13 protein-coding genes are annotated in these 12,982 nt (G+C 71.3%); 6 read left to right on the top strand and 7 right to left on the bottom strand.

Features of this window, described 5'->3' with window-relative positions; genetic code table 11:
* Positions 1 to 110: 110 nt before the first annotated feature.
* From ABD268_RS06710 to ABD268_RS06690, 5 genes are all read left to right on the top strand, one after another.
* Positions 111 to 1,448, top strand: coding sequence for an ABC transporter substrate-binding protein (locus ABD268_RS06710; protein ID WP_344149360.1), 1,338 nt, complete (start codon positions 111 to 113; stop codon positions 1,446 to 1,448).
* The gene (locus ABD268_RS06705) at positions 1,445 to 2,665 is read left to right on the top strand and encodes a carbohydrate ABC transporter permease (protein ID WP_344149358.1); all 1,221 of its coding nucleotides are present in this window, start codon (positions 1,445 to 1,447) and stop codon (positions 2,663 to 2,665) included. The genes ABD268_RS06710 and ABD268_RS06705 overlap by 4 nt, the downstream gene beginning before the upstream one ends.
* On the top strand, positions 2,662 to 3,582 hold the full coding sequence (locus ABD268_RS06700) for a carbohydrate ABC transporter permease (protein ID WP_344149356.1): 921 nt from the start codon (positions 2,662 to 2,664) through the stop codon (positions 3,580 to 3,582). The genes ABD268_RS06705 and ABD268_RS06700 overlap by 4 nt, the downstream gene beginning before the upstream one ends.
* Positions 3,583 to 3,612: 30 nt before the next feature.
* The gene (locus tag ABD268_RS06695; protein ID WP_344149355.1) at positions 3,613 to 4,599 is read left to right on the top strand and encodes a glycoside hydrolase family protein; all 987 of its coding nucleotides are present in this window, start codon (positions 3,613 to 3,615) and stop codon (positions 4,597 to 4,599) included.
* 95 nt (positions 4,600 to 4,694) lie between these two features.
* Positions 4,695 to 5,777 carry an ABC transporter ATP-binding protein gene (locus ABD268_RS06690; RefSeq protein WP_344149353.1) on the top strand — a complete coding sequence of 361 codons (1,083 nt, stop codon included), beginning with the start codon at positions 4,695 to 4,697 and terminating at the stop codon, positions 5,775 to 5,777.
* 32 nt (positions 5,778 to 5,809) lie between these two features.
* Here the strand turns inward: ABD268_RS06690 and ABD268_RS06685 are convergent, their stop codons facing one another.
* Positions 5,810 to 6,733, bottom strand: a complete 924-nt coding sequence (locus ABD268_RS06685) for an alpha/beta fold hydrolase (RefSeq protein WP_344149351.1) — start codon at positions 6,731 to 6,733, stop codon at positions 5,810 to 5,812.
* 179 nt (positions 6,734 to 6,912) lie between these two features.
* On the opposite strand from ABD268_RS06685, the gene ABD268_RS06680 reads away from it, so the two are divergent.
* Complete coding sequence (locus ABD268_RS06680; protein WP_344149349.1) at positions 6,913 to 7,683, top strand: esterase/lipase family protein; 771 nt, start codon at positions 6,913 to 6,915, stop codon at positions 7,681 to 7,683.
* On the opposite strand, the gene glpX is transcribed toward ABD268_RS06680, so the two are convergent.
* The 6 genes from glpX to ABD268_RS06650 are packed head-to-tail and all read right to left on the bottom strand — an operon-like array spanning position 7,648 to position 12,949.
* Positions 7,648 to 8,661: a class II fructose-bisphosphatase gene (gene glpX, locus ABD268_RS06675; RefSeq protein WP_344149347.1), complete on the bottom strand. Its 1,014-nt coding sequence runs from the start codon at positions 8,659 to 8,661 to the stop codon at positions 7,648 to 7,650. The genes ABD268_RS06680 and glpX overlap by 36 nt on opposite strands.
* Positions 8,658 to 9,674: a sulfate/molybdate ABC transporter ATP-binding protein gene (locus ABD268_RS06670; RefSeq protein WP_344149345.1), complete on the bottom strand. Its 1,017-nt coding sequence runs from the start codon at positions 9,672 to 9,674 to the stop codon at positions 8,658 to 8,660. Before ABD268_RS06670 ends, glpX begins: the two co-directional genes overlap by 4 nt.
* A complete protein-coding gene (locus ABD268_RS06665; protein ID WP_344149343.1) occupies positions 9,656 to 10,462 on the bottom strand; it encodes an ABC transporter permease in 807 nt (268 codons plus the stop codon). Before ABD268_RS06665 ends, ABD268_RS06670 begins: the two co-directional genes overlap by 19 nt.
* Positions 10,459 to 11,205, bottom strand: a complete 747-nt coding sequence (modA, locus tag ABD268_RS06660; protein WP_344149341.1) for a molybdate ABC transporter substrate-binding protein — start codon at positions 11,203 to 11,205, stop codon at positions 10,459 to 10,461. The genes ABD268_RS06665 and modA overlap by 4 nt, the downstream gene beginning before the upstream one ends.
* The gene (locus ABD268_RS06655) at positions 11,202 to 11,597 is read right to left on the bottom strand and encodes a TOBE domain-containing protein (RefSeq protein ID WP_344149340.1); all 396 of its coding nucleotides are present in this window, start codon (positions 11,595 to 11,597) and stop codon (positions 11,202 to 11,204) included. The genes modA and ABD268_RS06655 overlap by 4 nt, the downstream gene beginning before the upstream one ends.
* A gap of 59 nt (positions 11,598 to 11,656) precedes the next feature.
* Entirely contained in the window at positions 11,657 to 12,949 is a 1,293-nt protein-coding gene (locus ABD268_RS06650) for an SLC13 family permease (RefSeq protein WP_344149338.1), read from the bottom strand.
* Between the last annotated feature and the right edge of the window lie 33 nt (positions 12,950 to 12,982).

The raw sequence follows: 12,982 nt of genomic DNA, 5'->3' as shown, positions 1-12,982 counted from the left end.
TACAGGTCCCTCGTTGTCGAGTAAACAAGTGGTGCACGTGTGACGCGCACCACACACCGGGGACCGGGGTGGCGGGGACGAGCCGCTGGCCCCTCGACGAGGAGGGACTCATGAGACGAGGTTCGGGTCGCCGCTGGGCGGCGTCAGGGGTGGCGGTGCTCGCCGCCATGGCACTCACCGGCTGTCTGCAGCAGCCGGGCGGTGGCGGGTCCGGGGAAGGGCTGAACGGGTACGTCGACAACGCCAGCGCCGACGGCGACGGCAAGGTCACGATGCTCGGTGCGTTTGCCGGCGAGGAGCAGGCGGCCTTCGAGAAGTCGCTGGCGCAGTTCGAGAAGGACAGCGGCATCGACATCGCCTACACGGCCGACGCCGACTTCACCACCACGATCAAGCAGAAGGTCCGCTCCGGCGACACCCCCGACATCGGCCTCTTCCCGCAGCCCGGTGGGCTGCTCGAGCTCGCCGACCAGGGCTACGTCCAGCCGATCGACACCTACCTCGACTACGACCAGCTCGAGTCCACCCTGGTGCCGGGCTTCCTCGAGGCCGCGCGGCTCAACGGCCGGGTCTACGGCGCGCCGATGCGCATGGCCAACAAGAGCATCGTCTGGTACCCCAAGCAGGCGTGGGACAAGGCCGGCTACCAGGTACCCGAGACGATGGCCGACCTGGAGAAGCTGACCGCCCAGATCAAGTCCGACGGCACCACGCCCTGGTGCATGGCGTGGGGCTCCGACCAGGCCACCGGCTGGGTCGGCACCGACTGGATCGAGCAGTTCATGCTCATGTTGTACGGGCCCGACGTCTACGACCAGTGGGTCAAGCACGAGATCCCGTTCGACGACCCGAAGGTGGTCGCTGCGTTCGACGCCTTCGACAAGATCGCGCGCACGGACGGCGAGGTGTACGGCGGCGTCAAGACCGTGGTCAACACCCCCTTCGCCGAGGCGATGGTCCCCGCGTTCAAGGACCCGCCCGGGTGCATGCTCGAGCGGCAGGGCAACTTCGAGATCTCGTTCCTCGACCCCAAGATCCAGGACGACCTCGACAACCAGATCGGCGTCTTCCAGTGGCCGGCCGAGAAGGCGGGCGAGGAGCAGCCGCTCCTCGGTGGCGCCGACCTCGCCGCGCTGTTCAACGGCAACGACGAGGACGCCATCAAGGTGATGGAGTTCCTGACCTCCGACAAGTTCGGCGCCGAGTGGGCCCAGGCCGGCGGCTGGCTGTCGCCGCACACGACCTTCGACGAGAGCAACTACCCGGACCAGACCACCAAGGACATCGCCGACATGGCGAAGAACGCGCCGGAGTTCGTGTTCGACGCGTCGGACGCGATGCCCAAGGAGGTCGGCTCGGGCACGTTCTGGACCGGGATGGTCGAGTGGGTCCAAGGGAAGAGCTCTGAGGACACGACCAAGGCGATCGAGAGCTCGTGGCCGCAATGAGCACCGGGACCGACGTGACCGCCGGCGCCTCGCGCGCCGGCGGGGCACCCGCACCGGGTGAGCCGACGCCGCCGGCCCAGCCGGCACCGGCGAGCCCGCGCGAGCCCGGCGACCCCGACCGCATGCACCTCGCCAAGATGCTGATCGGGCTCGGCGGCGTGATCGTGGTCGTCTGGTTCATCGGCAACCTGTTCCTGGCGATGGCCTACCACCCCGACTGGTTCGGGAGCAGCAGGATCCTGATCGGGGTGATCGCGCTGATCGCCGGGGTCGCCGGTGCCTGGCTGTTCTTCTACTTCCTGAACATGTTTGTCGAGGCGATGCCGGGCCGGCTGTCGCGGGGTGTGATGCCCTACGCCTTCCTGGTGCCCGGCATCGGGCTGATCGGCTTGATGCTGATCTACCCGACGGTCCAGACGATCAACTTCGCGTTCGCGAACTCCGACAGCACGGCGTACGTGGGGCTCGACAACTTCAAGGACATCTTCACCGGAGGGACCAGCGACGAGTTCTGGCTGGCGATCAGCAACAACATCCTGTGGCTGATCATCGTGCCCGCGGTCACCGTGGTCGTCGGAGTCATCGTGGCGGTGCTCGCCGACAAGCTGTCGCCGCAGGGGGAGAAGGTCTCCAAGAGCACGATCTTCCTGCCGATGGCGATCTCGTTCGTCGGTGCGTCGGTCGTCTGGTCGCTGATCTACGCCTACGACCCCGCCAACGAGGACCCCACGGGCCTGCTCAACGCGGTCTGGCGGGCGCTCGGCGGCGAGCCGCAGACGTGGCTGCAGATCAGCACCCTCCGGCTGAACTCGATCCTGCTGATGGTGATCCTGATCTGGCTCCAGGTGGGCTTCGCGATGATCCTGCTGTCCTCGGCGATCAAGGGGGTCCCCGAGGAGACGATCGAGGCGGCGCGCATCGACGGCGCGACGGAGTGGAAGATCTTCAGCCAGGTCGTGATCCCGCAGATCAGGGGCACGATCATCACGGTCTTCATCACCGTGGTGATCCTGGTCCTCAAGGTCTTCGACATCGTCTACGTCCTCACCAACGGCCGGGACAAGACCAACGTGATCGCGAACCTGTTCTTCAACGAGCTGGTCAACAACGAGCAGGCCGGCGTCGCCTCGGCGATCGTCGTGGTCCTGCTCATCGCCGTGACGCCGATCCTGATCTACCAGGTGCGCCACTTCCGCAGGGAGGAGATGGGCCGATGAGCGTCAAGACAGACACCACCGTGGCCGAGGCCGAGGCGGCGGGCGGCAAGGCGCCGCGGGGCGGGCACGGGCTCATGGCCGACGGGAGGCGGCGCAGCTGGTTCTCCATCGTCGTCATGGTGCTGCTCTGCATCCTGTGGACGTTGCCCACGCTGGGGCTGCTGGTCACGTCGTTCCGGAGCCGCTCGGCCCAGGCGGCCACCGGCTGGTGGACCGCGTTCGGGAACGGCGGCTGGACGCTGGACAACTACCGGGGTGTGTTCGAGGGCCCCTCGTCGATCGGCGACTCGTTGGTCAACAGCATCATCGTGGCGATCCCGGCGACGATCATCCCGATCATGTTCGCGGCGTTCGCGGCGTACGCCTTCTCGTTCATGGACTTCCGCGGGAAGGACGTGCTGTTCATCCTGATCGTCGCGGTGATGGTGGTGCCGATCCAGGTGGCCTTCCAGCCCATGCTGAACCTGCTCGGCCCGAACGGACTGGGCATCTCGGGCCAGTACATCGCCGTGTGGCTGCTGCACACGGGCTTCGGCATGCCGCTGGCGATCTACATCCTGCGCAACTACATGGCCACCCTGCCGAAGACCGTGATCGAGTCGGCGAAGATCGACGGTGCCACGCACTACCAGACCTTCTGGCGGCTGATCGTGCCGATGTCGGTGCCCGCGCTGGCGGCGTTCGCGATCCTGCAGTTCCTGTGGGTGTGGAACGACCTGCTCATCGCCAAGCTGTTCCTGACCAGCGAGAACACCACCATCATGGTGTCGCTGCAGGGCCTGCTCGGCACGCAGGGGCAGGGCTCGGAGCTGCTCACCGCGGGAGCGTTCGTCTCGATGGTGATCCCGATGTTCGTGTTCTTCGCGCTGCAGCGGTACTTCGTCCGCGGTCTGACCGCGGGCGCGGTGAAGGGGTGATGCGCGGCCTCGGGGCGTGACCCGACCGACATGCTCGACCTCGCCGACGACTGGGTCTGGGACTTCTGGGTGGTCGCCGACCCTGCGGCGGACGACGGCACGGCGTACCACCTGTTCTTCCTCAAGGCACCGCGCACGCTCGGGGACCCGGACCTGCGGCACTGGCACGCGTCGGTCGGCCACGCCGTCTCGGCCGACCTGAGCAGCTGGACGCGCGTGACCGACGCGCTGGACCCGCAGCCACCGCCGGCCTTCGACGACCTTGCCACGTGGACGGGCAGCGTGGTGCGCGACGACGACGGCCGGTGGTGGATGTTCACCACCGGCCTCGCGCAGCGGGAGCAGGGCCGGGTGCAGCGGATCGGCGTCGCGACGTCGCGGGACCTGACGACCTGGGTGCGTGACCCCGAGCCGGTCCTCGAGGCGGATCCGCGCTGGTACGGCACCCTCGACCCGGACCGCGCCGACGCGCCTGCCGGAGCGGGGCGCGAGGAGCACTGGCGGGATCCGTGGGTCGAGCGGGACGCCGACGGCACCTGGCACCTGTACGCGACCGCGCAGGGGATGGGCGTCGAGCGGGGCGTCGTCGCCCACGCCGTCTCCGACGACCTGCACGCCTGGGACGTCCTGCCCCCGCTGAGCACGCCGAGCGCGCGCTTCCGGTGGCTCGAGGTGATCTCGCTGGTCGAGCTCGACGGGCGCTGGGCGCTGCTGTTCTCGTGCCTGTCCGACCAGATGCCGTACGACGAGCCCGGGTCCGGCGGCGTGTGGTCGGTGCCGGTCGCCGGACCGGGTGCGCCCGTCGACGTCGACCGGGCGGTGCGGCTGACCAGCGAGGACCTCTATGTCGGTAAGGTCGCCCGACGCCGCGACGGCAGCCACTGCTTCCTGGCGTTCGAGAACCGCGACGAGGCGGGCCGGTTCCGGGGTGGCGTGATCGACCCGGTGGGCATCGGCTGGAACGCCCTCGGCACGGGGCTGGAGCTGCGAGGCGGCCCCGCGCGTTGGCGCGGCTGACCCCGTGGCCGAGCAGGGCACTCGTCCCGTACTGTGACTCCCGTCACTTCACTACGGATCGTCCGGCACGTACCTGCCGGTGAAGGAGCTCAATCATGGCCACAGTCACTTTCGAGAAGGCCCAGCGCTGGTACCCCGGGGCAGACAGCCCCGCCGTGCCCGGCCTCGACCTCGAGATCCACGACGGGGAGTTCATGGTCCTCGTCGGGCCCTCCGGATGCGGCAAGTCCACGTCCCTGCGCATGCTGGCAGGGCTCGAGGAGATCAACTCCGGGAAGATCTACATCGGCGACCGCGACGTCACGCACACCCCGCCGAAGGACCGCGACATCGCGATGGTCTTCCAGAACTACGCGCTCTACCCGCACATGTCCGTGGCCGACAACATGGCCTTCGCGCTGAAGATGGCCAAGGTCCCCGCCGACGAGCGCAAGAAGCGCGTCGACGAGGCGGCGAAGATCCTCGGCCTGACCGAGTACCTCGAGCGCAAGCCCAAGGCACTCTCCGGTGGCCAGCGCCAGCGCGTCGCCATGGGCCGCGCGATCGTCCGGAACCCGCAGGTCTTCTGCATGGATGAGCCGCTGTCGAACCTCGACGCCAAGATGCGCGTGCAGACCCGCACCGACATCGCCAAGCTCCAGGCCGACCTGGGCGTCACGACCGTCTACGTCACCCACGACCAGATCGAGGCCATGACCATGGGCGACCGCGTCGCCGTGATGAAGCTCGGCGAGCTCCAGCAGGTCGACACCCCGCTGAACCTCTACGACAAGCCGGTCAACCTGTTCGTCGCCGGCTTCATCGGCTCCCCGCAGATGAACCTGCTCGAGGCGAAGGCCGCCGACGACCAGGCCAAGATCGGCGAGTACCTCGTGCCGGTCGACCCGACCGCGGCGAAGAAGATGCGCGGCAACATCACCGTCGGCGTCCGCCCGGAGGCTTGGCGCGTGGTGAGCGAGAACGACGGCGGCCTGCCGGTGCGGGTCACCGTCGTCGAGGAGCTCGGCGCGGACGCGTTCGTCTACGGCACCAGCGGTGTCGAGGGCACGCCCAACAACATCATCGTCCGGGTCTCCGCCCGCGACACGGTGCGCAAGGGCGACACGCTCCACGTGACGACCGACCCGCGCCACGTGCACGTGTTCGACACCGACACGGGGGAGCGCCTCAGCGACTGAGTCAGGGGCCGCCCGCGCGTCCTGACAGGTGCTCAGGACGCGCGGTCGGCCGTGCGCCGGATCGCCTGCGCGAAGGTCTCGTAGAGCTCCGCGGGCAGGTCGTGGCCCATCCCGGGGATGAGCAACAGCTCCGCCCCCGGGATCGCGGCCGCGGTGGCCCGGCCGCCGGACACGTGCACCATCTTGTCGGCGAGCCCGTGCACCACCAGCGCGGGCACGCGCACGCTGTGCAGCCGGGCGCTGCGGTTCGGCTGGGTCAGCACGGCCAGCATCTGCCGCATCACGCCGCTGGCGCTGACCCCGCGGTCGAAGGTCTCCGCGGCCCGGTTCTCGACCTGCTCGGGCGACTGCGGATAGGCCGGTGAGCCGATCAGCCGCCACGTGCGGGCGCTGGCCCGGACGTAGGCCTCGCGACCCGGGCTGGTCCGCGCGAGCACCGCGGGCAGCAGCGAGGGGTGCTGCCACCCCACGGTGCGCTTGCCGGTCGTCGACATGATGCTGGTCAGGCTCCGCACCCGGCGGGGCTGGTTGATCGCCATCGTCTGCACGATCATCCCGCCCATCGACACACCCACGACGTGCGCGGAGTCGAGACCCAGGTGGTCCATCAGGCCGAACGCGTCGTCGGCCAGGTCCCTCATGCTGTACGGCGCCCGCACCCGGCGCCCCGCGAAGGCCCGGGCCAGCGTGGACCGTGTGACCCGCCCGAGGGCCCGGCTGGAGCGTCCGGTGTCCCGGTTGTCGTAGCGGACGACGAAGAACCCGTGGGCCGCGAGCAGCCGGCACAGGTCGGGGTCCCACCAGTTCATCGGGCCGCCGAGGCCCATCACCAGCAGCAGCGGGTCAGCGTCGGGGTCGCCGAAGGTCTGGTAGCAGAGCTCGATCCCGGGCGAGACCGGGGCGAACAGCTCCTCGGAGACGGCGACGTCGGGCATCCGGGGCGAGGAGGACGTCATGTTTTCCAGTCAACTACACCGGGCAGTCTCCGGACCACGCAGGCAGTCGCCCGATCATCCAAAATTGGGTAGAGGTCCCTGACATTCGGGACCTTTGGCCGTACCGTCGAGACGTGACAGGCCCCACACTAGGCTCCTTCCTCCGCCCCGAGGGTTTTCAACGCCCCCGGGCAGCGGCAGTGCTCCGCGAGGGACTGGTGGTCTCCGAGGCCGGTCGCCTCGCCGCTCGCAGCGTCGCGGAGCACCGCGCGCGGATGTCCACCCCCTACACCGCCCGTGCCGCCACGCGGGCCGTCGAGCCGGTCATCCTCGTGCCCGGCTTCCTGGCCGGCGACGGCACCCTGGGGGTGATGTCGCGGACCCTGCGGTCCGCGGGCTTCCGGACCTACCGCTCCGAGATCCGCGCCAACGTCGGCTGCACGCTCAGCGCCGCCGCCCAGCTGGAGAGCCGGCTGGAGTCGATCGTGCTGCGCCGAGGCTCCCGGGTCCAGATCGTCGGCCACAGCCTCGGCGGCATGCTGGCCCGCGGCCTCGCCGTACGCCGTCCCGACCTGGTCTCGGGCATCATCACGATGGGCAGCCCGATGCTGGCGCCCGGAGCCCACCACATCTCACTGACCGCGAGCGTGGGGGTCCTGGTGCGGCTCAGCCGGGCCGGTGTCCCGGGGCTGATGGCCGAGGAGTGTGTCGCGGGCGAGTGCGCCCAGCGGAGCTTCGACGAGACCCAGCAGCCGGTCCGCGAGGACGTGTCGTTCACCGCGATCTACTCCAAGCGCGACGGGATCGTCGACTGGCGGGCCTGCATCGACCCGCTGGCGGAGTCGATCGAGGTCCCCACCACCCACATCGGGATGGCGCTGGACCCCCGGGTGATCGACCATGTCGTGGCGGCGCTGCGCCGCCACGAGACGGAGTCAGCCCTCGAAGTCGATCGCGGAGAAAGCGCGTAGCTTCTGCAGCTTGTGCTCCGAGGTGATCGAGCGGATGGTGCCGCTGCGCGAGCGCATCACCAGCGAGTGCGTCGTCGCCCCGCCCGCGCGGTATCGGACGCCGCGCAGCAGCTCGCCGTCGGTGATGCCGGTGGCCACGAAGAAGCAGTCGTCGCCGGTGACCAGGTCGTCGGTGTGCAGCACGTTGTCCGGGTCGAGGTCGTGGCCGGCGTCGATCGCCTTCTGCCGCTCCTCGTCGTCCTGCGGCCACAGCCGGCCCTGGATGACACCGCCGAGGCTCTTCATCGCGCAGGCGGTGATGATGCCCTCCGGCGTACCGCCGACGCCGAGCAGCAGGTCGATGCCGGTCTCGGGTCGGGCGGCCATGATGGCGCCGGCCACGTCGCCGTCGGTGATGAACTTGATCATCGCGCCGGTGGCCCGGATCTCGTCGACGAGCGCCGCGTGGCGCGGGCGGTCGAGCAGCACCACGGTGACGTCCTCGGGCCGCGAGCCCTTGGCCTTCGCCACTTGGTGGATGTTCTCGGCGACGGGGTAGCGGATGTCGACCACGTCGGCGGCCTCCGGGCCGGTGACGAGCTTCTCCATGTAGAACACCGCGGACGGGTCGTACATCGAGCCGCGCGGCGCCACCGCCAGCACCGAGACCGCGTTGGTCATGCCCTTGGCGGTCAGCGTGGTGCCGTCGATCGGGTCGACCGCGACGTCGCACTCGGGGCCGGTGCCGTCGCCGACCTCCTCGCCGTTGAAGAGCATCGGCGCGTTGTCCTTCTCGCCCTCGCCGATGACGACGGTGCCGCGCATCCCGATGGTGGAGATCATCACGCGCATCGCGTTGACGGCGACCCCGTCCGCGCCGTTCTTGTCGCCGCGGCCCACCCAACGGCCTGCGGCCATCGCGGCTGCCTCGGTGACTCGCACCAGCTCCAGCGCGAGGTTGCGATCGGGTGACTCTGGGGCGACGCTCAGCGGGGTCATGGCGCTGATGGTAACGGTCGGTCCGGGGACCGTGCGTAGGTCCGAACGGCCGTTTCCTTCACGGACAGCCAGACTTCACGTCCCGGGACCAGTCCGAGCTCGGTCGTCGCGGCCGGGGTCACGTCCGCGATCAGCTCGGGCTCGGCGGCCACCAGCAGGCGTACGGCGTCCCCGTGCGGCGCCGCGCTCAGCACCCGGCCGCGCCACCGGTGCCGGGCCGATCCCTCGGGCTGCCCGAGGGAGACGGTCACGGCGCTGGGGCTGAACGAGCGAAACACGTCGCCCTCGCGGATCACGTTCAGGCCGACCAGCCGGGCCACGTGGTCGGTCCGCGGCCGCGCGGCCACGTCGTGGGGCGTCCCGGTCTGCGCGACCCGGCCCTCGTCGAGGACGAGCACCCGGTCGGCCAGCGTGAGCGCGTCGAGGGCGTCGTGGGTGACCAGCAGCGCGATCCCGTCGTACGACGCGAGGTGCCGGGCGAGCTCGACCCGCAACGTGGTCGCCACCCCGACGTCGAGCCCGCCGAAGGGCTCGTCGAGCAGCAGCAGCGCCGGCTCGGGGGCCAGGGCCCGGGCGATCGCGACCCGCTGGGCCTGGCCCCCGGAGAGCTCGCGGGGCCGGCGCGAGGCCAGGTCCTCGACGCCGAAGCGGGCCAGCCAGCCCCGCGCGGTCGCCTCCGCGTCGGGACGGGCGACCGCGCGGGTGCGCAGGCCGAACGCGACGTTGTCGAGCGCGCTGAGGTGTGGGAAGAGTGCCTGGTCCTGGAAGACGAAGCCGACGTTGCGGTCCCGCACCAGCCGGGCCGGCTGGGTCCACGAGGCGCCGGCCACCTCGACGGTGCCGTCCATCGGGACCAAGCCGGCCAGGGCGTGGAGCAGTGTGGTCTTCCCGGCGCCGTTGGGCCCGATGACCGCGACCACCTCCCCGGCGGCCGCCTCGACGTGGGCGTCCAGGCGGCCGGCGACCCTGACGTCGGCGCGCAGGCCGGGCCCGGTCACGGCGCGGTCAGCCATCGGTTGCGCAGCCCCGCCAGGATCCCGACCGAGGCCACGAGCAGGATCATGCTCAGGGTCCTCGCGACCTCCGGGTCCGACTGGAGCACCTGGTAGATCAGCGACGGCATCGTCTGGGTGGTGCCGGGGTAGTTGCCGGCGAAGGTGATGGTGGCGCCGAACTCGCCGAGCGACCGGGCCCAGGCCAGCGCGGCCCCGGCGAGCACGCCGGGGAGCGCGAGCGGGAGGGTCACCCGGCGGAACGTCGTCCACCGGTCGGCGCCCAGCGTCGCGGCCACGACGTCGTACCGCTCGCCGGAGCTGCGCAGCGCCCCCTCGACGCTGAGCACGTAGAACGGCATCGAGACGAAGGTGTGCGCGATCACCACCGCGGTCGTCGTGTAGGGGATGGTCAGGCCGGTCGTCTCGCGCAGCAGCGACCCGAGCAGCCCGTTGCGGCCGAGTGCGGTGACCAGCGCGACGCCGGCGACCACCGGCGGCAGCACCAGCGGCACCGCGACCGCGGCCCGGACCAGGGTGCGGCCGGGGAAGTCCACCCGCGCGAGCAGCCACGCCAGCGGCGTCCCGAGCACGAGGCACGCGACCACCGTGATCGCCGAGGCCAGCGCGGTCAGCCACAACGCGTCCCGCACGGCCGGGGTCCGCAGCTGGTCGACGAAGCTGCCCCAGGGCGTGTCCAGGACCAGCGAGACCAGCGGTACGACGAGCAGGGCGGCGGCCAGCGCCCCCGGGACGACCAGGACCAGCGGCGGTCGGCCGAGGGTGGCGGAGCCGGCCCGGGGGCTCACGGCTTGCCGAAGCCGGCGGCCGAGAGCACCTGCCGGCCCTCCTCGGAGAGCACCAGGTCGACGAACTGCCCGGCCAGGGCGGAGTCCCTGGACTGCGTCAGCGGCGCGATCGGGTACGACGTGACCTCGTCCGCGGCGTGCGGGATCTCGAAGGTCTCGACCCGGTCGCCCGCGGCCACCGCGTCGGTGGCGTAGACGAAGCCGGCGTCGGCCTCGTCGCTGGTCACCTTCGCCAGCACGGACTTCACGTCCACCTCCAGGCTGGCCGGCTTCGCGGTGAGGCCGTTGTCGGCGGAGAGGGCGGCCGCGACCTTGCCGCACGGGGCGGTGTCGACGCAGGCCACGTAGGTGACGCCGGGGTCCTCGAGGCCCTCGAAGCCGGTGAGGCCGGCCGGGTTGTCCCTCGGGGTCACCAGCACCATCGTGTTGGTGGCGAACGTCCGGGGGTCCTCGGCGAGCGCGTCCCGGGCACTGTCCATGGTGGCGGTGTCGGCGGTGGCCAGCACGTCCGCCGGGGCGCCGTCGACCGCCTGCTGGGCCAGCGTCGCGGAGGAGTCGAACGCGAGCTTGACGTCCACGCCCGGGTGGTCCGCCTCGAACCGGTCGGCGAGCTCGGTGAACGACTCGGTCAGCGAGGCCGCGGCCAGCACGGTGATCGTGTCGGAGCCGCCCTCGTCGTCGCCGCCGCACGCGGCGAGCGGCAGGACCAGCGCCAGGACGGCGACCAGGGCGGCCGGCCTCACGGGCGCTCCACGACGACGTTGGTGGACTTGACCGACGCGATCGCGCGGACGCCCGGCTCGAGTCCGAGCTCCTCGGCGGCCTCGGCGCTCATCAGCGAGACCAGCCGGTAGGGGCCGCAGATCATCTCCACCTGGGCCATCACGGTGTCCTTCACGACCCGGGTGACGATCCCGGTCATCCGGTTGCGGGCGCTGACTGCCGAGGCCCGGGTGCGGTCCCGGTCGGGATGCTCGGCCAGGGACTCCGCCAGCGCGGCCAGCTGGGCACCGGCGATCACCGTGCGCCCCTCGGCGGTCTGGGAGGGGACCCGGCCGGCGTCGACCCAGCGGCGCACGGTGTCGTCGCTGACGCCGAGCAGCTCGGCCGCTTCCGCAACTCGGTAGATGGTCACGCGATCAGTGTGCCGCAGATGCGGTGAGATGAATACTGGATCCTCCGCATTTGCTGATCTCAGGTGACCAGCGCGAGGGCGCTGACCGCGGCCACCAGGGCCAGCGGGGTGGCGACCAGCGAGACGCGGTGGAAGTCCCGCATGTCGGGCGGGTCGCCCTGCCTGACCAGGCTGCGGCGCCACAGGAGGTTGGCCAGCGAGCCGGTGTAGCTCAGCCCCGAGCCGATGTTGAGGCCGAGCAGAGCGGCCAGGACCGCGGGCGTCCCGAGCGGGCCCAGCAGCGGCACCACCAGCAGGGTGGCCGAAAGGTTGGTCAGCAGGTTGGCCAGCACCGTGGCGACCACGGCGACGACCAGCAGCGCGCCGTACGACGTGCTGTCCGGCAGCAGGCGGGCCACGGCGTCGCCGAGGAAGCCGACCGCCAGCGCCGCCACCACGACGCCGAGGCAGAGCACGAAGACCGCGAACGACGGGTGCGCGGCGTGCACCGCCTCGCGGACCGTCACGAACCGCCGGCGCCGGGCCCAGGCGACCAGGACCACCGCCACCGCGCCGGAGACCCAGAACGGCTCGACCCCGAGCGGTGACAGCGCCGCGAACCCGGCCAGCATCACCAGCACCGCGACCAGCGGGACCCGGGGGACGGCGGGAGCGTGGGTGACGGGCGGGGCGGCCGGGGCCGGCGCCCGCTCGGCCAGGTCGCCGCGGAACAACAGCCGCAGCACGGCGTACTCCACCACGAGCACGACCGCGAGCACCGGCGCCATCAGCGCCGCGAAGCCGCCGAAGGTGAGGTCGAGGTGCGGCATCGCCAACAGGTTCGTGAGGTTGGAGACGGGGAGCAGCAGCGACGCGGAGTTCGCCATCCGCAGGCAGGCGTACGCGCCGGGCCGGGACGGGGTGCCCATCGCCACCGCGCCGCCGATGACCACGGGGGTGAGCAGCACGACGGTGGCGTCGAGGCTGAGCACCGCGGTGACCGCGGCGGCCAGGCCGAAGACGCCGAGGAGCAGCCGCTCCGGCCGGCCGCGGCTGGCGTCGCGCACCACCCCGGCCGCGGCGGTGAACAGGCCGGCGCGGGCGCAGACGTCGGCGACCACCAGGATCGTGGCGAGGAAGGCCACGACCGGCGCGAGGTTCCGCAGTGCCTCCTCGGCCTCGGAGCCGCTGAGCAGGCCCGTGGCCAGGGTGGCCGCAGCGGCGACCAGGCCGACCACCGCCTCGACCCGGCCCGAGGGGTGGCGGTACGCCGTGGCGAGGAGCGCGAGCAGCGCGAGGACGGGCACTGCGTCGACCGCGGGCACGCCCAGGATGTGCACGCCGACGGGACCGGAGTCGACGAGGGGTGGCACCCGGGAAATCTACGGCACCTGTGAGGATGGACC

Source organism: Nocardioides koreensis (assembly GCF_039531775.1).
GTDB classification, from domain to species: Bacteria; Actinomycetota; Actinomycetes; order Propionibacteriales; family Nocardioidaceae; genus Nocardioides; species Nocardioides koreensis.
Note: the sequence above shows the minus strand (reverse complement) of the source record. Positions and strands in the feature narration are given on the sequence as shown.

Excerpts from the sequence above, each read along its gene's own strand:
- ABD268_RS06710 (WP_344149360.1), top strand. The coding sequence starts at position 111 with ATGAGACGAGGTTCGGGTCGCCGCTGGGCGGCGTCAGGGGTGGCGGTG.
- ABD268_RS06705 (WP_344149358.1), top strand. The coding sequence starts at position 1,445 with ATGAGCACCGGGACCGACGTGACCGCCGGCGCCTCGCGCGCCGGCGGG.
- ABD268_RS06700 (WP_344149356.1), top strand. The coding sequence starts at position 2,662 with ATGAGCGTCAAGACAGACACCACCGTGGCCGAGGCCGAGGCGGCGGGC.
- ABD268_RS06695 (WP_344149355.1), top strand. The coding sequence starts at position 3,613 with ATGCTCGACCTCGCCGACGACTGGGTCTGGGACTTCTGGGTGGTCGCC.
- ABD268_RS06690 (WP_344149353.1), top strand. The coding sequence starts at position 4,695 with ATGGCCACAGTCACTTTCGAGAAGGCCCAGCGCTGGTACCCCGGGGCA.
- ABD268_RS06685 (WP_344149351.1), bottom strand. The coding sequence starts at position 6,733 with ATGACGTCCTCCTCGCCCCGGATGCCCGACGTCGCCGTCTCCGAGGAG.
- glpX (WP_344149347.1), bottom strand. The coding sequence starts at position 8,661 with ATGACCCCGCTGAGCGTCGCCCCAGAGTCACCCGATCGCAACCTCGCG.
- ABD268_RS06670 (WP_344149345.1), bottom strand. The coding sequence starts at position 9,674 with ATGGCTGACCGCGCCGTGACCGGGCCCGGCCTGCGCGCCGACGTCAGG.